Annotated in this window: 23 protein-coding genes; 9 read left to right on the top strand and 14 right to left on the bottom strand. The window is 62.1% G+C overall.

The genetic code is table 11. The features are described from left to right. The first annotated feature begins 46 nt into the window (after positions 1-46). The gene (locus GH983_RS21235) at positions 47-556 is read left to right on the top strand and encodes a ferritin-like domain-containing protein (RefSeq protein ID WP_153763424.1); all 510 of its coding nucleotides are present in this window, start codon (positions 47-49) and stop codon (positions 554-556) included. Between the two features lie 85 nt (positions 557-641). Here the strand turns inward: GH983_RS21235 and GH983_RS21230 are convergent, their stop codons facing one another. Continuing rightward, on the bottom strand, positions 642-1,097 hold the full coding sequence (locus GH983_RS21230; RefSeq protein WP_153763423.1) for a hypothetical protein: 456 nt from the start codon (positions 1,095-1,097) through the stop codon (positions 642-644). A 130-nt stretch (positions 1,098-1,227) separates the two neighbouring features. Here GH983_RS21230 and GH983_RS21225 point away from each other — a divergent pair, with 130 nt between their 5' ends. Further along, positions 1,228-2,220 (top strand): YihY/virulence factor BrkB family protein, encoded by a 993-nt coding sequence (locus tag GH983_RS21225; protein WP_054149521.1) that lies wholly within the window; start codon positions 1,228-1,230, stop codon positions 2,218-2,220. 80 nt (positions 2,221-2,300) lie between these two features. Here GH983_RS21225 and ngg read toward each other — a convergent pair whose 3' ends face one another. Further along, on the bottom strand, positions 2,301-4,106 hold the full coding sequence (ngg, locus tag GH983_RS21220; RefSeq protein ID WP_153763422.1) for an N-acetylglutaminylglutamine synthetase: 1,806 nt from the start codon (positions 4,104-4,106) through the stop codon (positions 2,301-2,303). A 1-nt stretch (position 4,107) separates the two neighbouring features. Continuing rightward, the gene (locus GH983_RS21215; protein ID WP_153763421.1) at positions 4,108-5,883 is read right to left on the bottom strand and encodes an N-acetylglutaminylglutamine amidotransferase; all 1,776 of its coding nucleotides are present in this window, start codon (positions 5,881-5,883) and stop codon (positions 4,108-4,110) included. Here GH983_RS21215 and GH983_RS24175 point away from each other — a divergent pair. After that, positions 5,816-6,016 carry a hypothetical protein gene (locus GH983_RS24175; RefSeq protein WP_194842845.1) on the top strand — a complete coding sequence of 67 codons (201 nt, stop codon included), beginning with the start codon at positions 5,816-5,818 and terminating at the stop codon, positions 6,014-6,016. The two genes, GH983_RS21215 and GH983_RS24175, sit on opposite strands and share 68 nt — an antisense overlap. A 41-nt stretch (positions 6,017-6,057) precedes the next feature. Here GH983_RS24175 and GH983_RS21210 read toward each other — a convergent pair whose 3' ends face one another. The 6 genes from GH983_RS21210 to GH983_RS21185 form a co-directional block, all read right to left on the bottom strand. Next, the gene (locus GH983_RS21210) at positions 6,058-7,470 is read right to left on the bottom strand and encodes a PepSY domain-containing protein (protein WP_153763420.1); all 1,413 of its coding nucleotides are present in this window, start codon (positions 7,468-7,470) and stop codon (positions 6,058-6,060) included. A gap of 28 nt (positions 7,471-7,498) precedes the next feature. Further along, positions 7,499-8,179 carry a Crp/Fnr family transcriptional regulator gene (locus GH983_RS21205; RefSeq protein ID WP_194842764.1) on the bottom strand — a complete coding sequence of 227 codons (681 nt, stop codon included), beginning with the start codon at positions 8,177-8,179 and terminating at the stop codon, positions 7,499-7,501. A gap of 99 nt (positions 8,180-8,278) precedes the next feature. Continuing rightward, a complete protein-coding gene (locus GH983_RS21200) occupies positions 8,279-8,671 on the bottom strand; it encodes a hypothetical protein (protein WP_153763418.1) in 393 nt (130 codons plus the stop codon). A 137-nt stretch (positions 8,672-8,808) separates the two neighbouring features. Beyond that, complete coding sequence (locus GH983_RS21195) at positions 8,809-9,795, bottom strand: GlxA family transcriptional regulator (RefSeq protein ID WP_054149465.1); 987 nt, start codon at positions 9,793-9,795, stop codon at positions 8,809-8,811. A gap of 171 nt (positions 9,796-9,966) precedes the next feature. Further along, positions 9,967-11,124, bottom strand: a complete 1,158-nt coding sequence (locus tag GH983_RS21190) for an osmoprotectant NAGGN system M42 family peptidase (protein WP_153763417.1) — start codon at positions 11,122-11,124, stop codon at positions 9,967-9,969. Positions 11,125-11,220: 96 nt separating this feature from the next. Next, positions 11,221-11,919 (bottom strand): FadR/GntR family transcriptional regulator, encoded by a 699-nt coding sequence (locus tag GH983_RS21185; RefSeq protein WP_054149463.1) that lies wholly within the window; start codon positions 11,917-11,919, stop codon positions 11,221-11,223. 154 nt (positions 11,920-12,073) lie between these two features. On the opposite strand from GH983_RS21185, the gene GH983_RS21180 reads away from it, so the two are divergent. The 5 genes from GH983_RS21180 (at position 12,074) to hydA (ending at position 17,087) form a co-directional block, all read left to right on the top strand. Then, positions 12,074-12,868: an ABC transporter substrate-binding protein gene (locus tag GH983_RS21180; RefSeq protein ID WP_069042567.1), complete on the top strand. Its 795-nt coding sequence runs from the start codon at positions 12,074-12,076 to the stop codon at positions 12,866-12,868. Positions 12,869-12,931: 63 nt separating this feature from the next. Then, positions 12,932-13,603, top strand: coding sequence for an amino acid ABC transporter permease (locus GH983_RS21175; protein ID WP_054149461.1), 672 nt, complete (start codon positions 12,932-12,934; stop codon positions 13,601-13,603). Further along, positions 13,603-14,352 (top strand): amino acid ABC transporter ATP-binding protein, encoded by a 750-nt coding sequence (locus GH983_RS21170; RefSeq protein ID WP_054149460.1) that lies wholly within the window; start codon positions 13,603-13,605, stop codon positions 14,350-14,352. The genes GH983_RS21175 and GH983_RS21170 overlap by 1 nt, the downstream gene beginning before the upstream one ends. Before the next feature lie 28 nt (positions 14,353-14,380). Beyond that, positions 14,381-15,652, top strand: coding sequence for a cysteine desulfurase-like protein (locus tag GH983_RS21165; RefSeq protein WP_153763416.1), 1,272 nt, complete (start codon positions 14,381-14,383; stop codon positions 15,650-15,652). A gap of 25 nt (positions 15,653-15,677) precedes the next feature. Further along, entirely contained in the window at positions 15,678-17,087 is a 1,410-nt protein-coding gene (gene hydA, locus GH983_RS21160) for a dihydropyrimidinase (protein ID WP_153763415.1), read from the top strand. 17 nt (positions 17,088-17,104) lie between these two features. On the opposite strand, the gene GH983_RS21155 is transcribed toward hydA, so the two are convergent. The 4 genes from GH983_RS21155 to dctP form a co-directional block, all read right to left on the bottom strand. Next, entirely contained in the window at positions 17,105-18,034 is a 930-nt protein-coding gene (locus GH983_RS21155; RefSeq protein ID WP_153763414.1) for a dihydrodipicolinate synthase family protein, read from the bottom strand. A 32-nt stretch (positions 18,035-18,066) separates the two neighbouring features. Beyond that, the gene (locus GH983_RS21150; protein ID WP_054149456.1) at positions 18,067-19,362 is read right to left on the bottom strand and encodes a TRAP transporter large permease; all 1,296 of its coding nucleotides are present in this window, start codon (positions 19,360-19,362) and stop codon (positions 18,067-18,069) included. Continuing rightward, positions 19,359-19,922, bottom strand: coding sequence for a TRAP transporter small permease (locus GH983_RS21145; protein ID WP_069042571.1), 564 nt, complete (start codon positions 19,920-19,922; stop codon positions 19,359-19,361). The genes GH983_RS21150 and GH983_RS21145 overlap by 4 nt, the downstream gene beginning before the upstream one ends. Before the next feature lie 78 nt (positions 19,923-20,000). Continuing rightward, positions 20,001-21,017 carry a TRAP transporter substrate-binding protein DctP gene (gene dctP, locus GH983_RS21140; protein WP_069042572.1) on the bottom strand — a complete coding sequence of 339 codons (1,017 nt, stop codon included), beginning with the start codon at positions 21,015-21,017 and terminating at the stop codon, positions 20,001-20,003. A gap of 206 nt (positions 21,018-21,223) precedes the next feature. Here dctP and GH983_RS21135 point away from each other — a divergent pair, with 206 nt between their 5' ends. Further along, the gene (locus GH983_RS21135; RefSeq protein ID WP_069042573.1) at positions 21,224-21,901 is read left to right on the top strand and encodes a GntR family transcriptional regulator; all 678 of its coding nucleotides are present in this window, start codon (positions 21,224-21,226) and stop codon (positions 21,899-21,901) included. Positions 21,902-21,936: 35 nt separating this feature from the next. On the opposite strand, the gene GH983_RS21130 is transcribed toward GH983_RS21135, so the two are convergent. Further along, positions 21,937-23,826, bottom strand: a complete 1,890-nt coding sequence (locus tag GH983_RS21130; protein ID WP_069042574.1) for a bifunctional sugar phosphate isomerase/epimerase/4-hydroxyphenylpyruvate dioxygenase family protein — start codon at positions 23,824-23,826, stop codon at positions 21,937-21,939. Between the last annotated feature and the right edge of the window lie 31 nt (positions 23,827-23,857).

Genomic DNA, 23,857 nt, shown 5'->3' with positions numbered 1-23,857 from the left:
AGGGGACTCGCGGTTCGGAGACGGTCAGATCAAGGAGACAGAGACAATGGCAGAAGACAGACGTTCGCTTTTCGTTATCGGCCTGCGCAATGCGCATGCGATGGAAAACCAGGCAATCTCGATCATCAAGCCACAGCTTTCCCGAATCGAAAACTATCCTCAGGTGGCACGGCGACTGGAACAGCATCTGCAGGAGACCGAAGTGCAGTTGAAGCGGCTTGAGGACATCCTCGCGAGCCTCGACGAGGATCACTCGACCATCAAGGACTGGATGCTCTCGGCAGGCGGCAGCATGGCTGCAATCAGCCACGCCATGGCGGGTGACGAGATCCTGAAGAACTCATTCGCCAACCAGGCTTTCGAGAATTACGAGATCGCCGCCTATAACTCGCTGATGGTCATGGCGGAAATGGGTGGGTTCCAGGGCGCGACCAGCGGCCTGCAGCAGAACCTGGCGGAAGAAGAGAACATGGCCCAATGGCTGAAGGACAATCTACGTGAGGTGACGATGGAATTCGTCTCACGGCAAGAGGCTGGGGAAAGCGCCAAGGTCTGAGACCCGAGCTACTTCGAAAACGGCAAAAGCGGAAGCGGGTGTGGCCCGCTTCCCTCAGGCCGGCATCATGACAGCCACGCTTCGATCAGATCTGGACGGGTCTGATCGTGTCTACGCCGATCTCGCCCTCGATGAGGCCGCGGGTGAGACCCTGCCTGTCACGCGCGATCTCGATGACCGTGTAGAGTTTCTCCGAGCGGAAGGCACTTGCCATTCCGGTCGTCACGTCCTCGGCAGGTTTGGCGTCGATTTCCATATAGTCCAGCTCCTGCGAGGCCGCGACGAGGCGGGCATCGCCCGTAGAGCGGGCGGCTACCGTCACCACACCATGGCCAGGGGCATTGTCCCAACGCGGATCGTCCGGCGCGGCTATGGGCTCCAGCCGGTAGATGCTGAGCAGTTCATCGCCCCTCGACATGCCATGTTCCACGGCGGCTGCATCCGACCGGCGCGCGGCGGCTTCTAAGGGCGGCGCCAGATGCGGATCGACCTCCTCGCGCTGATGGCCGGTCGATAGTTCGTGCTTGGTATTGTCGGACATGGTCTTCTCCCTGTGAAGTATTTGGGAGCCCAACCGACCTCGGCCGGCTACGGTTCCGCCCGGCTTCTCTCGTCTCGGCAGGGAACATGGCGGCATGTGGACCAGTTTCCCTGACAACAAGGAGCCCGACATGCCGCCAGTGACACCTTCATCCACGCCCCTCACTGCCTCCCAAGTCCGCGATGAACGAGGGCGAGACGCGTGCAGCCCCAGCGACATTCCGGTCCGTGGCCTGTGGGACGTTTCGCTCAGGGTCCTGTCGAGGCTGACATCGGACCGGGTCACGCTCGCTGCAGCAGGCGTGTCCTTCTACGTGATGCTGTCGCTGTTTCCCGGTCTTGCAGCGCTAGTGTCGCTTTATGGCCTGATTGCCGATCCGACCACGATCGCCGGACGGCTGGATTTCCTCTCCGAACTACTGCCTGCCGATGGGGTCACGATGATCCTGGGGCAACTGCAGGCGCTGGCCGACGAAAACAACAGTACCTTGAGCACGGGTTTTCTCGTCGGTCTTGGCGTGTCGCTGTTCAGTGCCCGCAACGGGATGCTGGCGCTCTTCGAGGCCATGAACATTGCCTATGAGGAACAGGAGAAACGCGGCTTCGTCCATACTACGCTTCTGGCCGTCGCATTTACACTTGGCGCCATGGCCGTTCTCGCCGTCGTCGTCACGGCACTCGCAATTCTGCCGCTGATCATGTCGGTCGTCTTCATTTCCGCGCGGGCCGAGATGATCGTCGGGTTTATCCGCTGGCCGATCCTGATCGGCGTGATCTGGCTGGGGTCCGCGATGATCTATCGTTATGGGCCGAGCCGCGAGAACGCCCAACTGCGATGGCTGACCTGGGGCACTTTGCTGAGTTCGCTCGTCTGGATGATCATGTCGCTCGGTTTCTCCTTCTATCTGGAGAATTTCGCCGACTACAACGCGACCTATGGCGCGCTCGGCACATTTATCGCCTTCATGTTCTGGACCTGGCTGTCGGTGGTGATCCTGATTGTCGGGGCCATGCTGAATGCGGAGCTCGAACATCAGACGGCAGTGGACACGACGACTGGACCGGCAGAGCCGATGGGACGTCGGGGCGCGCATATGGCGGACACGATCGGCGAGTCGCAGTAGCCGTGATGAGAGCCGCAAACAAGAAGGGCGGCACCGGAATGCCGCCCTTCTTCTTCGGGTCTTATCGATCACGCCTGTCGTCAGGCGTTGCGGCGCTCGCGGGCGCGGCTGCCTGGAAACAGCAGCTGGATGAAACATTCGGCGGTTGGCTGCGGCTCGTGATTGGCAAGCCCGGGCCGCTCATTGGCTTCAATGAACACGTAGTCCGGTTTCGCAGGATCATGGACCATGAAATCGATGCCGACGACCGGAATCTTGATGGCCTTGGCGATCCGGCAGGCGGCATCGACAAGGTCGGGATGGACAATAGCAGTGACATCATGGATCGTGCCGCCGGTGTGGAGATTGGCGGCCTTGCGGACGGTGATTTCGCGGCCCTCTTCGAGCACGTTCTCGAGATCGAGGTCCTGCTCGGCGAGGCATCGCTTCGTCTCGGCATCAACAGGAATCCGGCTTTCGCCACCGGTTGCGGCAGCGCGACGACGGGACTGCTGTTCGATCAGCCTGCGGATCGGCGAGCGGCCATCACCAATCACGCGGGGCGGGCGACGCACGGCGGCGGCGACGAGCTTGTAGTCGATGACGACGAGACGCAGGTCCTCACCTTCGAAGCAGGCTTCCAGAAGCACGCGGTCGCAGACCTGGCGGGCCTGGCGGATGGCGGCCTGCAGGGCGTCCATCGAGGAAATGCCGACCGAAATGCCCCGGCCCTGTTCGCCGCGGGCGGGCTTCACCACCAGCTTGCCGTGTTTTTCGAGGAAGGCGAGCTTTTCGTCCTCGGGGGCGTCTGCGGAGAGCTGTTCGGGGACTCTGAGACCCGCCGTCTGGGCGAAGCGGCGGGTGACGGCCTTGTCGTCGCAGATCGACATCGCGACCGATGAGGTGAGGTCCGAGAGGCTTTCGCGGCAATGGATGCTGCGCCCGCCATGGCTCAGACGGAAGAAGCCGCCTTCGGGATCGGTCACCTCGACATGGATGCCGCGGCGGAGCGCCTCGTCAACGATCAGACGGGCATAGGGGTTGAGCGCCTCGTAGCCCTCGACCGGCTGGGCGAAGAACTTCTCGTTGATGGCATTCTTGCGCTTGACGGCAAAGAGCGGCACCCGGCGGAAGCCGAGCTTCTCGTAGAGGCCGATCGCTTTGTCGTTGTCATGCAGGACGGAGAGATCGAGATAGGCGAGGCCCCGCGCCTGGAAATGTTCGGCGAGGATACGCACCAGGCCCTCGCCGATGCCCGGCTGGCGGGCTTGCGGGTGGACGGCGAGGCACCAGAGCGAGGCGCCGCGCTCCGGGTCGTCGAACATGCGGTGATGGTCGATGCCGGTGACGGTTCCGACGATCTCGCCGGTCAGATCGTCCTGCGCGACGAAATAGGTGACCGGCCTGTTGTCACGCTCGCCGGTGAAGAAGTCCTCGCGCACCTGGACCATGCCGCAGCTGGCATAGACCGCATTGATACCCGCCGCATCGCTTTCCGAGGAGAAACGCCTGATGGTGACGCCCTTGGGGCGGCGGCCTCCGGCGCGATAGGTGGAGAGATCGAGCCTAAAGGTGTGGGACGGATCGAGGAAGATCTCCTGCGGTGCCTGGGCGAGCAGGACATGGGGATCGCCGACGTGAAAGGCGATGTCGCGCGTGTCGGGGGCTTCTTCGCGGAGCGCTTCGAGGAGGTCGGTATAGGCCTCGAAGGTCGGTGTGAAAAGAAGCCGACCCCAGCCGCAATCGAGGGCGACGTTGCGGTTGCGTGCGTCCGGTTCACAAGTGCGGCTGGTTGCCCCCTGGCCACTGCCGCCAGGGGTTCTGAGGCGCGTCAGCCGATGCGATAGCGCGTTGCCGCGACGCGCCTTTCGCGGCTGGGTGGCGGGCTTCTTCTCTGCCTTGCTCACGTCAGTTCTCCTGAGCCTGCAACCACATTTCGAGAAGGCCGATCTGCCAGAGTTCGGAGCCCTGCAGCGGCGTGATATGCGCGGCGGGATCGGCAACCAGACGATCGATGTAATCCTGGCGGAAGAGGCCCCGTTCGCGGGCAGCCTGTGACGACAGGGCGTCGCGGAGCATGTCGAGATAGGGACCAGCGATGTATTTCAGCTGGGGTACCGGGAAGTAGCCCTTCTTGCGGTCGATGACCTCGGAGGGGATGACCTTGCGGGCGACATCCTTGAGGATGCCTTTGCCGCCGTCGCGGAGCTTTTCCTCCGGGGGAATGCGGGCGGCGAGTTCGACCAGTTCGTGATCGAGGAAGGGCACGCGCGCTTCCAGGCCCCAGGCCATGGTCATGTTGTCGACGCGCTTGACCGGATCGTCGACGAGCATGACATTGCTGTCGAGGCGGAGTGCCTGATCGACCGGGCTGTCTGCACCGGCGCGCAGGAGATGTTCGCGGAGCAGGTCGCCGCTGACATCGCGCTCAGTGATCCAGCGGTCCCGGAGCTGGGTTGTCAGCGTTTCATGCGAGCGATCGCGGAAGGCGCGGCCGTAGTCGCCGACGACATCGGTGGAGCCGACCAGCGGCGGATACCAGTGATAACCGCCGAAGACCTCGTCGGCGCCCTGGCCTGACTGGACGACCTTGATGTGTTTCGAGACTTCCTTCGACAGAAGGTAGAAACCGACATTGTCATAGGAGACCATGGGCTCGGACATGGCAGCGATGGTGCCGGGAAGCGCGCCCATCAGATCGGCCGAGGGTACGAAGATCTTGTGATGGTCGGTGCCGAAGTGCTTGGCGATCAGGTCGGAATAGACGAATTCGTCGCCCTTCTCGCCATTGGCTTCCTCGAAGCCGACGGAGAAGCTCATCAGGCCCGTCTGACCTGCTTCCGCCAGCAGACCGACGATCAGGCTGGAATCGACGCCGCCCGACAGAAGGACGCCAACGGGGACATCGGCAATCATCCGGCGCTTGACGGCGAGACGCAGCGCATCGAGCAATTGCTCCTGCCAGTCCTCGCGGCTCATGCCTGCATCTTCGGCCCGGCGCGTATAGGCCGGGTCCCAATAGCGTTTGTCCTCGAAGCTGCCATCAGGCTGGTAGACCCTGATCGTTGCCGGGGGAAGCTTGCGCACGCCCTTGTAGATCGTGCGCGGCGGAGGCACGACGGCGTGGAAGGTCATGTAGTGATGAAGCGCCGTGACATCGATCGCGGTGTCGACGCCACCCGCCTTGACGATGGCGGGAAGCGAGGAGGCGAAGCGCAGACCACCGGAGACTTCGGCCAGATAGAGCGGCTTGATGCCGAAGCGGTCGCGCGCTATGGCCACGCGACCGGTGTCGCGCTCGTGGATGACGAAGGCGAACATGCCGTGGAAGCGCGATACGCAGCCCGTGCCCCAGGCATGCCAGGCCTTCAGGATGACTTCGGTGTCGCCATCGGAGAAGAAGCGGTAGCCCTTGGCTTCCAGTTCGCTGCGCAGCTCACGGAAGTTGTAGATACAACCGTTGAAGACGAGCGAAAGGCCGAGATCGGGATCGACCATCGGCTGCTGCGATTTGTCGGAAAGATCGAGGATGCGCAATCGTCGATGGCCGAGCCCGACATTGCCCCTGACCATCACGCCGGCCGAATCCGGCCCTCGTGGGGCCAGAACATCCGCCATGATCGAAACTGCTGCTACCGACGGCGACGCGCCATCGAATCTCACTTCTCCACAAATGCCACACATGAACCGGGCTGAAACCTCCGTTGAAAGACCAAACGAAAAGGTGCCGGCAAACCGTTCCTCGGTTTACCGGACACATGATTTGCAAATGGCCGAGAGGTTCCATTGTTCCATTCTTTTTTCAGAAGATGGATGACGGCGACTCGGCGCCCCGCTTTTGGGGGCGCCGATATTCAATCAGCTCAAGGCCTTTTTCAGCGGCCTGATGTGGCGAAGGACGAGGAGGTCAAGGAGAAGCACCGCCAGGAGGACGGCGCCTGAGAGCGGGAAGAGCAAAGCCGTTCCCAGCATCACCAGTGCTCCGGTCTTCCAGAGGGGGCCGGGCTCGCCAACGTTGGGGGCCATAAGACGACCGGCACCTTTGGGGCGGCGCTTCCACCACATGACGAAACCGCTGACCGAGAGGAAGATGATCGACAGACAGACGATATTGACCAGCACCAGGTTCCAGAGACCCATATCGCCCTCGTGGAAGGCGATACCGGCGGCCATGGCCTTGCCGGCTGGACCGTAATCACTGAAGCCGACATCGGCGAGGATGCGGCCGGTATACTGGTCGACATGAACGGTGCGATCGTCAAGCGGATTGGCGCTGTCATTGCTCATCGTGTCGCGCGCGATGGTCCAGACGGCCGTCTCGTCACCCGGGAAAGCCAGCTGGAAGCGCTGATCGAAGCCAAGCGTGCGGGCGAGCGTAACGATGGCATCGAGCGAAACGGGCTCGCCTGCAGGTGTGCCGGTGACACCGGCATCCGAGCCGGAAGCCGGCATCGGGGTCTGTTCCAGCGTCCACGGCACCTCCTTGACGCCGCCATGGTTCATGCTGGCATGGGTCTTATCCGACAGGGGCACATTGTCCCATTTTTCCGCCGGGAAGGTGCTCCAGGCCTGGGTGAACTTCTCGCCCCAGATGCCGGCCCAGGTGAGGCCTGACAGCAGGAAGACGACGAGAAAGAGCGAGGCATAGAAACCGATCGTCAGATGCAGCGACTTCCAGAACTGACGCCCCCTGGCGGAAAGCTGCGGAAGCAGCACCGAGCCGAAACCGCGGCCATCGCGTGGCCACCAGAGATAGAGGCCGGTGATCACCAGAACGATCCCGAAGCCGGCGGCGATCTCGATCAGACGGTCTCCGAGAGTGCCGATCAGCAGCGTGCCATGGATGTTGTCGGCGAGATCGTAGAGCCCGGTGCGCCGATCCCAGTGGCCGAGGACTTCGGCACGGTAGGGATCGACCGCCACCATATAGGAGGCGTCACCCTGGTTGATGCGAAAGAGGGCGGCCTGTTCGGGCGTGCGCGGGGCGATGTACTGGATGATCTGGCCGGGGATTTCGAGGGTCGCGGCTCCCGCCTGGTCCGAGACGGAGGAAATGGCGGCCTGCGGCTCGACGGTATAGGTCTTTTCGCCATCGCGGCCGAACAGGGTCGCCGTCCACAACATCATCAGGCCGGTGACGGCGAGCATGATCATGAAGGGCGCGACATAGAGGCCGGCATAGAAATGCCAGCGCCACGCGGTGATGTAGAAGCGGCGCGACAGATCCTTGTCTGTCGCCTGGGCGGGGGTGAGGTCGGAAATGATGGTCATCCTAATTCTCTGTTGGTTATGGGAAAATTCAATTGGCGAGCGCACGAGCGCCGGCAGCAACGCCTGAGAGCTGTTCCGGATCGAGCACGGTGACGAGATCTCCGTGCTTGATCTCGATGAGCCCTGCCTTCTTCAGACGGGTGAGGCAGCGGCTGACGGTCTCGATGGTGAGGCCGAGCCAGTCGGCGAGATCGCCGCGTGTCGGGTAAAGATGGAAGGTGACGGACCTCCGCTTCCTGTCACGCGCGGCGCGGCCAAATTGCTCCGCAAGATCGATGAGGGCGGAGGCGACACGCTCCGGTGCGGTCTTGAGACCGAGCAGCATGACCAGCCTTTGCGAGCGGGCCAGCATTTCGCTCAGCGCCAGATCACGCTCGCCCTGGGCCATGCTTTCAGACACGGCCTCCAGCCGGGTGAAACCCAGCGTTTCCGCGGAATAGCGGTTCTGATCGTCAAAACCGAGGCCGATCAGGCGTCCGGGGCCGACGAGATCGATGATCTGGCGCCGACCATCGACCAATGTCTGGGCGGTGGCGACACAGCCATCGACGACGCGGTATTGCGGGGAGCGGGCCAGACCTTCGAGAAAGACGACGGTGCGCGGTGGCAGGAGCGGACCGGCGAGCGACATCGCCCGTTGTGGCGACAAGGCTGAAGAAACAGGCGGGAACGCAGGCGGCGCCCCGCAATCGGCAAACATTTGGAGCATGACAGACATCCGATTTCGACCGGAGCTGCGCGATTGCTAGCTCACCGGCCTGACGACACGGACAGCCGGGCGCAGACATGCGCCGGCCATGGTTTTCGCTCAGGCGGTGATAGGGGGCGCGCGGGGATGGCTGTCGGGAGGGAAAAGCTGGCGAAAGTGAGCCTCTGCCGGTTGCGGCAGGGTGATGGCTGCGATGAGCGGCATGCGGATGCCGACCGAATCCGCCGGCGCAGGCAACAGCGCCGACGCTGCGATGCGGCAAGCTTCACAATCGGACGAGGCGGCGTGCCCCTTGGCCTTGCCGTTCTCTGTGGGCAGGCAGAGCTCAGGCAGACTGCCATCCGGCAGGGTAAGGGCTGCGATTTCCTGCGGGGAAAGCTGCGGTGTGGGTTGAACGGCAGGGCGATGCGCGAGGCCGAGCAGCACAAGCGCGATGACGCAGATCATGCGTATCGCCCGGTCAAAGCTCAACTCAAAGCCACGTTCGGCCATTCTATCCCCCGACAGATGTCCGCTGGATAGCACCGGCCGAGTCGGCTCACAAGCGGGCGGCCGGGGCCTTTGCGTCGCAGGCAACAGACCTAAAAAAGGCACTCCTAACGCAGCTGGTGCGCGAGCCTCGATCGCGGTCAAACCGTCGGATGACTGCGCATCTGGCCCGGTGTCCGGCCATAGGTGCCCTTGAAGACGCGGGTGAAATGGGAGGTGTTCTGGAAGCCGACCTGAAGGGCGATATCGATCAGCGACGCATTGGTTTGGGTGACCAGCATCTTGGCACGCTCCATGCGCAGCTTGGTGTAGATGCGGGCGGGTGAGACATCGATCTTCTGGGCGAAGAGGCGTTCGAGCTGGCGGCGCGAAAGGCCGACCGAGCGGGCAAGCTGATCGATGGTCAATTCGTTTTCGAGGCTCTGCTCCATCAGGATCAGAACCGCTTTCACCCGGGGATCGTCGCATTCGATGGTGAGCGGGCGACGGACCTGGATGTCCCTGTTGGTGCGGGCCTTCTCGATCTGCAGGACTTCCAGCGCGTTTCGCTCGGCATCGTGGCCGAGATACTGTCGGACGATGAAGGCAGCGAGGTCGGCGGAGCTGCTGCCGCCGGCACAGGAGCCGCGGCGGCGATCGAGATTGAACAGACGGTCGGAGCGGACCTCATGATCGGGAAAACGGTCCCGGAACTGCTGGTAGTGGAGCCAACTGACGCAGGTCTGGTGGTTCTTCATCAGACCCGCGTCCGCGAGGATGAAGGTTCCCGTGCAAAGGCCGATCAGTGGCACCTTCTGGGCATCGGCCCTTTTCAGGAAGGCGATGGTCTGATCGTCCACGGCGGCCTGGCGCCCGAGAAGGCCGCCGACCACGACGATGTAATCGAAACGGCTCGGATCGACGAAGTCGCTGGTCGGTGCGACCTGCACACCGCAGCTCGAACTGATCAGGTGGCGCGTGCTGCCGAGCACCTGCCAATCGGCGAGCACGCGGCCCGAGCGATCATATTCGTCGCTGGCAAGCCGGATTGTATCAATGAAGAGGGCAAAGGCGGACAGAGTGAAGGAGCGCGACAGCACGAAGCCGATCTTCAGCCGCGGCCTTTTCGTTGCCTCGTCGCCCGACATTGTCTCACTCTCCGCAGGTTCGGCGCATCCGCCATTCCGAACGCTAGCAGGGGGAAACAACCGCCGCAATCGGATGTCAAGCCATGCGCGAAACTTCGCAACAATCGCGCCTCAAAAGCGGCTTCAACTGTGGCGATCCGCGACGTGGGCGGATGGTTCGAAGTGCCGGAATTATGGTTCGTCGGGTTCGTTTGCTCGAAGCACCTGCTCGGCCGGTGCCACCTTCTGACGGGTGAAGCCGCGCAGACCGGAAACCTCCTCGGAATCGCGCTCGATCTGGACTTCGCTGGCGGCGTAATGGACCACCAGCTTGGCCACCGAGATCAACGCATGGAGATGGATGCGCTCGTAGCCGTGCGAGGCATCGACGCCGAAGGCGAGCAGTGCGGTGCGCACATCATGACCGGCCTCGACCGCCGAAGCGGCATCGGAGCGATAGTAGCGGAAGACATCCTTCTGAACGCGGATGCCATGTTCGCCGCACAGTTCGAAGAGCTTCTTGGACAGGTGATAGTCGAAGGGGCCGGTCTGGTCGGCCATGGCAAGCGTTACGCCGAATTCGTCGGAAGCCTGACCGGGTGCTGTGGTGCCATTGTCGATGGCGACCAGGGAGGCGATTTCCGGCACGAGCGCGGCTGAGGCGCCGACCCCAACTTCTTCGCCGATGGTGAACAGCCAATAGGTATCGACCGGTGTCTCGATTTCTTGCCGCTGCATCGCCTCGAGTGCTGCCAGCATGATCGCGACGCCGGCCTTGTCGTCGAGATGACGCGAGACGATGAAGCCGTTTTCGAGAAACTCCGGCTGCGGATCGATCGCAACGATGTCGCCGATATCGATGCCCAGCTGCACGATGTCCTTGCGGTCGCGCGCCAGAGCGTCGATGCGCATTTCAATGTGCCGCCAGCCGGTCGGCTGTGTGTCGACCTCGTCGTTGAAAGTATGCCCGGATGCCTTCAATGGCAGGATGGAGCCACGGTAGATGCCCTTGGTCGAAAAGATCGAGGCGCGGGCGCCCTCGGCAAAGCGCGCCGACCAATGGCCGATCGAGACAAGCTCCAGACGTCCGTTGTCTTTCAGCGCCTTTACCTGGGCGCCTAGGGTGTCGAGGTGGGATACGATGCCCCGGGCGGGTCTGACGGCGGCTCCCGGTCGACGGGCGCGGATCGCACCCCTGCGGGTCAGCTTGACCTCGAGTCCGAGACGCTCGAGTTCGCGAGCGGTGTGCCGGACGGCTTCGTCTGTGAAGCCTGTAGGGCTCGGAATGGCGAGCAATGCCTTCAGCCGAGACCTGAGATAATCCGGGTCGATATCGATCGGTGTATGCATCCGTGCCTTGTCGCAGTCATTGGCCAGTGGGTCAACACCGGGACGGACTTGCCGATCCAGGGCCGGGCCGCCTCTGCATGGAAGGTGGTCTGTCGCTTACGGCTCGAGGCCGGCGCAACGCGCGGTGTTGCGGATATGGGTTTCCATCTCGAGCTTGGCGCCTGCGCCGTCATTGGAGCGCAGGGCGAGAATGATCCTGCGGTGTTCGGCGATGGATTCCCGCATGCGCTCAGGATCGGTGATCGGGATCGGCTGGCGCTGCGTTTCCGTCACAAGATCGCGGACGGTCTGGTAAAGGGCCTTCAGCATGGCATTCGAGCAGGCCGAGACAATCAGCCCGTGAAACTCGAGGTCTGCCTCGACATTGGCGAGGAGATCCTGATTGGCCCAGCACTCTTCCATTGTTCGCGTCGCCTGCTCCATCTTGTCGAGCTGCAGCTGCGTCAGGCGGCCAGCCGCCAACCGGGCAATCTCGCCTTCAAGCAGGATGCGGGTCTGGAAGACATCGAAGACCGAATGGCTGTCGGAATAGCGCCAGGGGGCCATGTGACCGGTGGCAGCGGAGGCTGGCGTGGCAGGACTTGCGACGAAGGTGCCCCTGCCCGCCTCCGTCTTCAACAGACCGAGTGTTTCCAGCGTCAGCAGCGCTTCGCGCAGGGAGGCGCGGCTGATACCGAACTTCTGGGAAAACTCCCGCTGCGAAGGGATCTTTTCACCAGGCTTCAGCTGCCCGGACTGGATCATGCCCTGGATCTCGCGTGCCACCGATTGTGGCACGAGCGTCTTGTTGAACATGCGGTCCCTTCCCCGGCGGCGTGCTTCGGCACCTAATCTATTTTTTTCGGCATCCCCTTGCCAAGCGGAAAGCCGCATGCTTGTTTGGCCTGACTGGTCTGACCAGTTAGACCAATGTAGATTGAGTCATGTTCAAAAAACAAGGGGAACTCTCATGACACGTTCAACGACATTTAAAGCATCCATCTTCGCGGGCCTGCTTGCCGCATTCGGCACGTCCGCCCATGCAGCAGATCTGACCGTCGGCGCCAATATCGGCAACGTACCCTGGGAATTCGAAGACGCCAGCGGCAAGGTCACGGGCTTCGAGGTCGATCTCGTCAATGAGATCGCCAAGCGTCTCGGCAAGACGGTCGAATTCGTCAACACGCCGTTCAACGGCCTCTTCCCGGCCGTGCAGTCGGGCCGCATCAACATGGCGATCTCGTCGATCACCATCACCGAAAAGCGTCTGGAATCGGTGTCCTTCGCGCAGCCCTATTACGACAGCGACCAGTCGCTGACCGTGACTGCCGCCTCCGGCATCATGGGCCTCAAGGACATGGGCGAGAAGGTCGTCGGCGTCGACACCGGCTCGACCGGCGACATGTGGTCCGAAGCCAACAAGGGCGAATATAAACTCGGCGAAATCCGCCGCTTTGAAGGCCTGCAGCCCGCGATGCTCGACCTGGTTGCCGGTCGCATCGATGGCTATATCTCCGACATCCCGGCGCTTCTCTATTACGCGAAGGACAAGCCGGAACTGAAGGTGGTCGAGCGTATCCCGACCGGCGAGAAGTATTCGATCATGTTCAACAAGGACGATCCGCTCGCAACGGAGGTCAATGCCGTGATCACCACGCTCAAGCAGGAAGGCTTCATTGCCCAGCTGCATGAGACCTGGTTCGGCGCCAAGGCCGAAGACACGACTTCGACGGTCACCGTACTCGACATGCCGAAAGCCATGTAACGCTCAAAACGCGATCGGCGGGACGCTCTTGTCCCGCCGACGTGCCAAGGGAGCCGATGCGGCATGACACTCCTCAATACCTTCTTCAATCTGCAGGTCCTGGCTGACAGCATGCCGGCCCTCCTCTGGGGTCTGGTGGTGACACTGCAGATCGGTGTGACCAGCATTTTGGTCGGCCTTGCCGGCGGACTGTTTCTGGCCGTCGCCCGCCTTTACGCGCCGACTTTCTTCAAGCTTTTGATCCGCGTCTACATCGACATCTTCCGCTCGATCCCGCTTCTGGTCCTGCTGATCGTCGTCTACTACGCGCTGCCATTCGTCGGCATCCGGCTATCTCCATTTCTGTCTGCGGTCACGGCGCTCTCCCTGGTGTCCGCAGCCTACACCGCCGAGATCTTCCGCGCCGGTATCGAGGCGATCCCGCATGGCCAGTTCGAGGCATCGGCTGCACTCGGTCTTTCCAATCGCCACACCATGATCGACGTGATCCTGCCGCAGGCGATCCGCATCGTCATTCCGCCGCTGACCAACAACTGCATCAACGTGATGAAGGATACGGCACTCGCCTCCGTCGTCGCCATGCCGGATCTTCTGAAACAGGCGACCCAAGCGCAGGCGCTCGCTGCCAATCCGTCACCGCTGATCGGGGCGGCTTTGATCTATATCGCCCTGCTCTGGCCGATGGTTGCCATCGTCTCGCGTCTCGAGAAACATTTCAGCCGGGGGAAACGCTGATGACCGGAACCACAGCCCCGCTCATTTCGATCCGCGGGCTCACCAAGGCCTATGGCACCTTCACCGTGTTGCACGACATTGACCTCGATATTGCCGAAGGCGAAGTCGTCTGTGTTATCGGACCCTCGGGCTCGGGGAAGTCGACGCTGATCCGCTGCATCAACCACCTCGAAGCTTTTGCGCCGGAAAGCCGGATCACCGTCGACGGCATCCGCGTCGAGCCGGGCCCGGCGCTTGCCAAGGTGCGGGCAGAAGTCGGCATGGTCTTCCAGTCCTTCAACCTCTTCCCGCACATGACCGTGCTCAAGAATGTCATGCTTGCGCCGATGCGGGTGCGCGGCACCTCGGTGGCGGAAGCAGAACGCAAGGCGCGCGAACTGCTCGCCCGCGTCGGGATCTCGGAGCAGGCGGAGAAGTTTCCCGGGCAACTGTCGGGCGGCCAGCAGCAGCGCGTGGCGATTGCCAGAGCGCTCGCCATGGAGCCCAGGGTGCTGCTCTTCGACGAGCCGACATCGGCGCTCGATCCGGAAATGGTCGGCGAGGTGCTCGACGTGATGCGCAAGCTTGCAGGCTCCGGCGTCACCATGATCGTGGTGACACACGAGATGGGCTTTGCCCGCCAGGTGGCCGATCGGGTGATCTTCATGGATGGCGGTCGCCTCGTGGAAAGCGGAGCGCCCGAGGATATCTTCGACACGCCCAAACACGAACGGACGCGGGGTTTCCTGCGCGCCGTCCTCAACCACTGAACAAAAAAAGACCGGAGGACACCCTGCCATGGCAACCCCAACCCCAAAGGCGCTCGATCTCGATTATGTGCGGAGCCAGTTTCCGGGCCTCGCCCGCGGTTGGACCTTCTTCGACAATGCGGGCGGCTCCCAGATCCTCAAAGGCGCTGTCGAGCGCATCAACACCTTCCTTCTTGAGAAGAACGTTCAAATCGGCGGTTCCTATGAGGTCTCGCAGGCGGCGGCCGCAGCCCTCCATGAGGCGCGCACTGCGGCCATGCATCTGGTCAATGCCGGCCGGCCGGAAGAGATCGTCTTCGGCAACTCGACGACCGCGCTGTTGCAGAACCTCGCACGGGCTATGCATAGCCAGCTATCGGCAGGCGACGAGATCATCATCACGATTGCTGACCACGAATCCAATATCGGACCCTGGGACCGGCTGCAGGAGCGCGGCGTGGTGTTGAAGATCTGGCCGCTGAACAAGGACACGATGACGCTCGACCTTGCCGATCTCGCACCGCTGATGACAGAGCGGACGAAGCTCGTCTGCGTCACCCATTGCTCGAACCTGCTGGGCTCGATCAACCCGATCCGCGAGATCGCCGACTTCGTGCATGCACGGGGCGCCAAGATCTGCGTCGATGCCGTCGCCTATGCACCGCATCGCGCGGTCGACGTGCAGGCCTTCGACGTCGATTATTATGTCTTCAGCCTCTACAAGACCTATGGTCCGCACTACGCGCTGATGTACGGCAAATACGACCTGCTTCTCGAGCTCGACCCGATCTACCACTACTTTTACGGCAAGGATAAAGTGCCGGCCAAGCTGGAGCCGGGCAACCCCAATTACGAGCTCGCCTATTCCACATGCGGGATCGTCGACTACCTCGTGAGCCTTGGCGAACAGGCCGGCGAAACCGGCAGCGTGCGCCAGAAGATCGAAGCCGCCTATCTGGCGATCACGGCGCAGGAGGACGCCCTGACCGAGCGTCTGCTCACCTATCTGCGCTCGCGCAACGACTGCATGATCGTCGGGCAGTCAGCCAATCACGAGAGCCGCCGGGTGCCGACCATCGCCTTTCGTTTCGACGGTCGCGAGGCCGGCGAGATGTGCAGGGCGATGGACGCAGAAAAGATCGCGATGCGCTTCGGCGACTTTCACTCGCGCCGGCTCGCCGAATATCTCGGCCTGACGGATCATGGCGGCATGCTGCGCGTCTCGATGGTGCATTACAACACCCTGGAGGAAGTGGACCGTTTCACGGCAGCGCTTGACCGGATCCTGGCCGGACAAGCCGGGCTCGCCAAGGCGAGCTGAACCGCAACAGAGAAGGACGAGCCCCATGCATTTCGACACGGTGATCCGCAACGGAACGGTGGTGACCGCAAGCGACAGCTTCGTCAGCGATGTCGGCATCAAGGATGGCCGGATCGTGGCGCTGGCAACCGATCTGACGGATGCCGACGAGGTCATCGATGCAACGGGGCTCTTCGTGCTTCCCGGCGGGATCGACAGCCATGTGCATCTCGACCAGCCCTCCGGTGAGGGCATCGTCATGGCCGACGATTTCGACAGCGGCACGCGGTCGGCTGCGATCGGCGGCAACAGCAGCGTGCTCGCCTTCTGCATGCAGGAAAAGGGTCAGTCACTGCGCGAGGCGCTCAAGATCTATCACGGCAAGGCCGAGGGGAAATGTCATATCGACGTGTCCTTCCACCTCGTCCTGACTGACCCGACTGCCGAAGTTCTCGGCCAGGAACTGCCGGCGCTTGTCGAGGATGGCTACACCTCGCTCAAGGTCTTCATGACCTATGAGGGCCTGCGTCTGCGTGACGACGAGATTCTGGCCACGCTGGATACGGCAAGGCGCACCGGTGCGCTGGTCATGGTCCATTGCGAGAATGAGGATGCGATCCGCTACCTGATCGGCCGGCACGAGGAAGAGGGCAAGTTCGCCCCGAAATACCATGCCACCACCCGCCCGGTGGCGGCCGAACGCGAAGCGACCCACCGGGCGCTGTCGCTCGCCGAAATCGTCGATGTACCCATCGTGATTGTGCATGTCTCCAACCGCGAGGCGATGGAGGAAATCCGGCGCGCCCGCCAGCGTGGCCAGAAGATCGCTGGTGAAACCTGCCCGCAATATCTGATGCTGACGGCTGACGACCTCGATCTCGAAGGTCTGGACGGCGCAAAATTCGTCTGCTCGCCGCCGCCGCGCGACAAGCCGAGCCAGGATGCCTGCTGGGAAGGTCTCGAACAGGGCGTTTTCGACCTCTTCTCGTCCGATCACTGCCCGTTTCGTTTCGACGATCCGGAGGGCAAGCTGAACGAGAAGGGCAAGCGGCATTTCCGCTGGATCCCGAACGGAATACCGGGCGTGGCAACGCGCCTTCCCATTCTGTTTTCCGAAGGGGTGATGAAGGGGCGGATCGATATCAACCGCTTCGTTGCGGTGACGTCGACCAACCACGCCAAGCTCTACGGCATGTATCCGCAGAAGGGCACGATCGCGATCGGCTCAGATGCAGACATCGCGCTGTGGGACCCGAAGAAGCAGCTCACCCTTACCAATGAGATGCTGCAGCACGGGGCAGATTACACACCCTATGAAGGGCTTGCGGTGACGGGGTGGCCGGTGCGCCTGCTGGTCCGCGGCAAGACCGTGATGGATCAGGGATCCATCGTTCGTGCGGCAGAGGGACGTTATCTCAGTCGCAAACGATCGGCCTTGAGCACCGCACCGGCCTAAGTTGGGCGAAAGCCAGATCAGGCTCTCGCGATTTTCGAGCGGAAACGGTCCGCACCCGTCACGATATGATCCAGAACGGTTTCCACGGCCCAGTGGCGTTCCGTGATGTCATGCGGCACGGCGCGGCTGTGAACATTGGCGAATGTGCCGATGCGGCGATGGAAATGCTTGGCGAGCTTGGGATAGCCGTAGCTCTCCGACATGGCCGAGAGGACGAGGAAGGTGTCGAGTTCGGCGGCAAGTTCCGGATGGGATTTGCCGTGATCATAGAGCCAGCGATAGAGATCCGGGTGGAAGTTGTTCATGACACCGGAAAAGCCGTGGCCCCCGGCCTGAAGGAAGGGCCAGGCAATCGCTGCATTGGCATTGTTGATTGCAAGCGGCGTGTTTTCGACCAGAGCAAGCCGGCGGCGGATGTGGTCGAGATCGCAGGAGACATCCTTCAGGAAGGCGAAGCGACCGCTCTCGGCGCACCAGCTGACCTCATCATCGGTCAGCAATCTGCGATAGGGTGCGGGGCATTCGTAGAGCCCGAGCGTCATGTCTGCCGGGATCGCACCGAGCAGGTCCTGCATCCGCGAGCGGAAGACGGTGGCATCTTCGTCGGCAGCCGCCAGGCGGTTTGTCACCAGCACGACGGCATCGACGCCCGTCTCAGCCATGGCCCAAAGTTCTGCCTTCTGGTCGTCCATGCTCTGAGAGATATGCCCGGAAGCGACGACCGGGACGCGGCCCTTGACTTGGCGGACCGTGAATGAGGCGAGCGCGGTGCGATCCTCGAGCGTCAGAAACAGCATTTCCGAGGACTGGCACACGGCGAACAGGCCATGGGAGCCATTGTCGATGTACCATTCGATCAGCCTGGCATAGCCGTCCCAGTCGATCCCGTTGTTGTCGGTAAAGGGCGTGATCATCACCGGGACGATCCCGTGGAAGTTATGCGTCATGGAAGCGGTCCTCGAAACAGGGGCAGTTGCGGTCAGCCGGCATAACCGAGGGCACGCGGCAGCATCAGGGTGATGTCAGGAATGAGGATCAGCAGCAGCAGGGCAACCATCAGGGCCGCCAGGAAGAGCCAGATCTCTCGGATGATTTCAGCGAGCGGTATGCGCGTCACGGCATTGATGACGAAGAGCAGAATGCCATAGGGCGGCGTGATCAGGCCGATCATGCAGTTGACCACGGCCACCACACCGAAATGCACGAGGTCGATGCCGAGCGCACGGCATGTCGGAATGAACAAGGGAATGATGACCAGGATGATCGTCGAGGCATCGAGGAAGCAGCCGAGCACGAGCAACAGAAGGTTGACGGCGAGCAGGAAGACCAGCGGGTGCACATCGAGGTCGACCAGGGCGTTGGCGACGACGGTCGGAATGTTCTCCGAGGCGACGATGTAGTTCAGGATCAGCGCGCCGCCAATGATCAGGCCGACGGCAGCGGAGGAACGTGCGCTGGTGACCAGGATCTCGTAGAAATGCTTGAAGCTGAGCGACCTGTAGAAGATCGTCGCCAGGATCAGCGCATAGAAGGCCGCCACAGCCGCCGCCTCGGTCGGCGTCGTGACGCCGCCATAGATGCCGTAGAGCAGGATCGCCGGCATCATCAATGCAGGGCCGGCATTGATCGTCAGGGCCGGGAATTCCCGCAGCGGCACGGGCTCATGCTTGGCAAAGCCACGCCTGTGCGAAATCCAGGCATTCATGGCCATCAACATGGCACCCATCATCAGGCCGGGGACGATACCGCCGAGGAAGAGGAAGCCGATGGAGGTGTTGGAAACGAGGGCATAGAGCACCATCGGGATCGACGGCGGGATGATCGGGCCGATGGTGGCGGAAGCGGCCGTGATCGCGGCGGCATAGCCGCGCGTGTAGTGGCCGGACTTCACCATCATGTCGATGATCATCTTGCCGATGCCGGCGGCATCGGCAATCGCAGAGCCGGACATGCCGGAAAAGACCAGGGACGAGAGGATGTTGACATGGCCAAGGCCGCCGCGGAAGCGGCCGACCAGGGCGACGCAGAACTGCAGCAGACGATCGGAGACCGAGCCGGCATTCATGATATTGGCCGCGATGATGAACAGCGGCACGGCCAGCAGAATGAAGCTCTGGTAAAGGCCATCAAGCAGGATCTTGCCGCTGATGCCGATGCTCTGACCGCTGGCTGCAAGATAGGCGAATGAGGCGACGAGGATCGCATAGGCGATGGGCGTACCCATCACGGCGAGGCCAAGCAAAATGACGATGCAAAGGAGGAAGGCGATGCTCATGCCTGGCTTCCCGTCTGTCCGGTATCACCAGAGCCGCTGAGGCTCTCGCGCAACGCCTGCCAGACCTGCCACAGATAGCGGCCGGCGACGGCGACGAGGAAGACGATATAGATCATGTAGACATCCCGCATGCGGATCCAGTCGCCGAAGAGATCACCGAGAGTGGCCGTCTTTTTCAGGCGAAGAATGGCGAGGCGATCCCAGGTGGGCGCTACCGACAAGAGAAGCGCGATGGCGACCGCAAGGCCGGTGACGATGGTGAAGATCCGCCGGACACGCGGGGAGACGGAAACATAGAGGACGTCGAAGGTAACGTGATCCTCGACCCTGACGACGAAACTGTTGCCCCAGAAAATCAGCCAGACCCAGATGGCGAGACAGAATTCCAGCGTCCAGCCAAAGTTGGTCGGCTGGAGAAAGGGCATGTTCTCGGCGACCCAGGGCAGACGCGCCGTGTAGCGAACGAGGACCTGCAGAATGAAGGTCGCAAACATGGCGGCCATCAGCGCGGCAGCCACGGCCTCCGCCGAAGTCCGAAACAGTCTGATTAGAGAAGACACACCATCACCTTCGACAGGACATCATGTTCGACGAAGGGCCGGAGATCACTCTCCGGCCCGGTTCAGGTCAGATCGGGATCAGTCGGCGAGCGCATTGACCTTTTCGAGAACACCTTCCGGCCAGGCCTTGGCGAAGTCGGAGCCGACATACTGTGCCTGGACATGGGTACGGAACGCGTTCAGATCGGGCTCATAAACATCGAGGCCCTGTTCCTTGAGGAAGGCGACGAGTTCGTCTTCCTTCTTCAGCTGGCCTTCCCGGCCCGACTGCGCCGCGTCTTCGGCGGCCTTCTGGACCGTTGCCTGCTGCTCCGGCGTCAGCTTGTCCCAAACAGCCTTGGAAAGGGCGATGTAGTTCAGGTCAACGAGGTGGGCGGTCAGGCTCACCTGCTTGGTGACTTCGTAGAACTTCGCATCGACAACCGTCGGCAGCGGATTGTCCTGACCATCGACCGAGCCAGTCTGCAGGCCGGTGTAGATTTCGGTGAAGGCCACCGGTGTCGGGTTTGCGCCGAGCGCGCGGCCGAGGAACTGCCAGGCGTCGCTGCCTGGCATGCGCAGGTTGACGCCGGCCAGGTCGGCGGGAGTCATGACGTTCTTTTCGGAACGCGGGAAGCGCAGGTTCACATGGCGCTTGCCGAGATACATGACGGCAAGCAGCTTCACGCCGAGTTCGCTTTCGACCTTGTCCTTGAACGGCTGCATCAGCGGGTCGTTGAAGACGTTGACCTGATGCTGGGCGCTGCGATGAACATAACCGGTGGCGAAGATCGAGAATTCCGGCAGGAAGTTTGCCAGTTCCTGGGCCGAGGTGATCGACATTTCCAGATCGCCGGCTGCAATGGCCTCGAGTTCCGAGCCCTGCGGCACGAGGGAGGCATTGTAATGCGGCTGGTAGGTGGCGAACTCGCCGATCGCCGGGCCGAAGACGGTTGCCAGCGCAACGGATCGCTGATCGGTCTCGGAGGCCGGTGTGGACATGCGGATCACCGGCTTGTCCTGGGCGACGACGGTTGCGAGCGGGCCGCTCGCGGCGAGTGCCGTGAAGGTGATGGCGGACGCCATCAGGAAGCGGCGGGTCAGTGTGAGTTTCATTGCGTAGTCTCCTCCCGTTTGACTATGGAACTTCTGGTTGTTTTTCCGCCCCAGCACGCTTCCGGTCCTCCAAACCTGTGAAAACGCGCTGCTGGCAGAGATCCTGCCTTACTGATATCGAACTAACATGTTAGTGTGCTGTTATCAATCCCGAACAACGACAGTGTGACCCCATGAGAGACAAACCGAGCGCCCGGCAGGCAGTTATGTCGACGACAGGTGAAAGCTCCCTCAGGCAGCTCGCCTATAATCGAATTGAAGAACTTCTGAATTGGGGCCGGCTGAAGCCGGGCCAGGTCATCTCCCAGCGCGCGCTGGTCGAGACGACGGGTCTGACCTTGAGCGCCATCCGCGAAGCCATCCCGCGGCTCGAGGCCGAAGGCCTTTTGCAGACGCTGCCGCAACGCGGCCTGATGGTGCCGAGCCTCGACGTGACCTTCGTGCGGGAAGCGTATCAGATGCGTCGCATCATCGAACTCAGCGCCATTCCGGACATGATCCAGCGCCTCGACCGCGCCGTGATCGCGAACTGGCTCGACTGGCATATCCAGGCGCGCGAACGGCTCGGCGGCGACGACATCACCGACCTTCCCGCCTTCCTGCGCGAATTGCAGGTCTATGACTGGCAGATGCATGCCGACATGGTCGATGCCATGGAGAACAGCCTGATCGCCAATGTCTACCGTGTCACGGCGATCAAGATCCGGATGACGGCGCAAACCAGAGTGCGCGTGACCCGGGACAATGCCAAACGGGTTATCTCCGAGCATCTGGCCTTCCTCAACCCGCTGCTGGAGGGGTCTTCGGAGCTGGCTGCCGCAGCTCTGTCGCGTCACATCGACCAGTCGCTGACGATTGCACTCGGCGGCACGGTGGCGAACTGAACGGCTGCGACCGGCTGCGTGGATAATCCGGGCGCTCATTTCGGCATTCCCTTCGGACGCAGATGGCGCTTGAGGGCAGCGATGCGGAAGATCGCATTCGGCGCTCCATAGCCACGATAGCCCCGACGCTCGACGATTTCGAAGAAGAAACCCTCGCCATAGGTTGGCGAGTAAAGCTGGAAATACTCCCCCGCTTCATCCTGATCATAGAGGATGTTCGCCGATTTCATCCGCTCGACGAGATCGGGATCGAGACCGAAGCGGGCTTCGATGTCGTCATAATAATTGGGCGAGATCACGAGGGATCGGAAACCCTTGGCGGCAAGTGCCTCGGCCGTGGCGAAGATATCGTCGCTCTCGAAGGCGATGTGCTGGATACCCGAGCCGAAGGTTTCGGCGATAAAGCGGCCGGCCAGCGTGTTGCGGTTTTCAGCGCCGTTCAGGGTGATTCGCAGGCGTCCGTCAGGGGTCTCGACCACCTGGCTTCTGACGAGGCCGGCCGGATCGATGATGTCGACCATCGGCGTCTTCCGGGCATCGAGCTGCGATGTGTAGAAGAGCAGCCAGGTGAGCATTTCCTCATAGCGCGTTGTCTGGGCGATGTGATCGACCCGGGTCAGGCCGATGTCGACGCTGCTCTCCGGCGTTTCATCGAGAGGCATGAACTCGACGTCGAATATCCGCGCGAGTTCACTCTTTTGGTCGAGGAAGTAGACGAGCCCTCCCCCGACGCCGCGGATCGCCGGGACCTGCAGCTCGCCTGGACCGACGGACTGGCGGAAATCCTCGGCACCGAGCTGAAGCGCGCGCCTGTGGGCCTCTGCCGCGTCATCGACCATGAGCCCGAAGGCATAGGCATTGGCCCCATGGACGAGATAGGAGGCGTTGGCGAAACCCGTCTCTTCCCTGTTGATGACGAGGTTGATGTCGCCCTGGCGATAGAGGGTCACGGCCTTGGAGCGATGCCGGGCGGTGGGCACGAAGCCGAGCAGCGTGAAAAGGGCTTCGAGTTCGCGCTCCTCGTCCTCGCCGGCGGCGAACTCGATAAAGGCGATGCCGGATACTTTGGCGCGATCGGGCATGGCCGGCACCGGTATGCGGATCTTCGGTTCAGCGCGGGCCACCTGATCCATGAGGTTGACCAGCGAGCGACGCCCGTCCCGCGAGATCGCATCGGGTGAGCCGCCACGAAACTGGTCGTTGAAGATTTCCAGCGACAGATAGCCGTTGTACCCGGTGGCCGCGACGGCCTGCATGAAGGCGGTGACGGCCAAGTCACCTTCGCCCGGCATGTTGCGGAGATGGCGCGACCAATAGAGGAGATCCATCTCGATCAGCGGCGCATCCGCGAGCTGGACAATGAAGATGCGATCGCCTGGGATCGACCGGATCGAATTCAGCTCGATCTTGCGAGACAAGGTGTGGAAGCTGTCGAGGATCAGGCCAATGCTGGGGTGGTCGGCGCGGCGCACGATCTCCCAGGCGTCGCGGTGGTCGTTGATATGCCGACCCCAGGCGAGCGCCTCGTAACCTACCCGCAAGCCGCGGCGCGCGGCACGTTCGCCAAGCGCATGGAAATCCTCGGCGGCGCGATCGATCCCGCCCAGCGCGACCGGTGAGGCGTTCGAGCAGATCAGCATCAGATCCGTGCCGAGCTCGGCCATCAGATCGAATTTGCGCTCGGCGCGATCGAAATTGCGAGACCGGAAGGGTTCCGGCATGCCTTCGAAGTCGCGAAACGGCTGGAAAAGCGACACGGCAAGCCCGTGATCACGAACCATCTGTCCGACCTCTGCCGGCGAACGGTCAAAGGCGAGGAAGTCGTTCTCGAAGATCTCGACGGCATCGAAGCCGGCGCGCGCGATGGCGGCGAGCTTTTCCTCGAACTCACCGCTGATGGAGACTGTCGCAATCGAGGTCTTCATGCGAGCCTCCTCGCACAGGCGGGAACAGCCA

The organism is Agrobacterium sp. MA01 (assembly GCF_009650195.1).
Classification (GTDB): Bacteria; Pseudomonadota; Alphaproteobacteria; order Rhizobiales; family Rhizobiaceae; genus Allorhizobium.
Note: the sequence above shows the minus strand (reverse complement) of the source record. Positions and strands in the feature narration are given on the sequence as shown.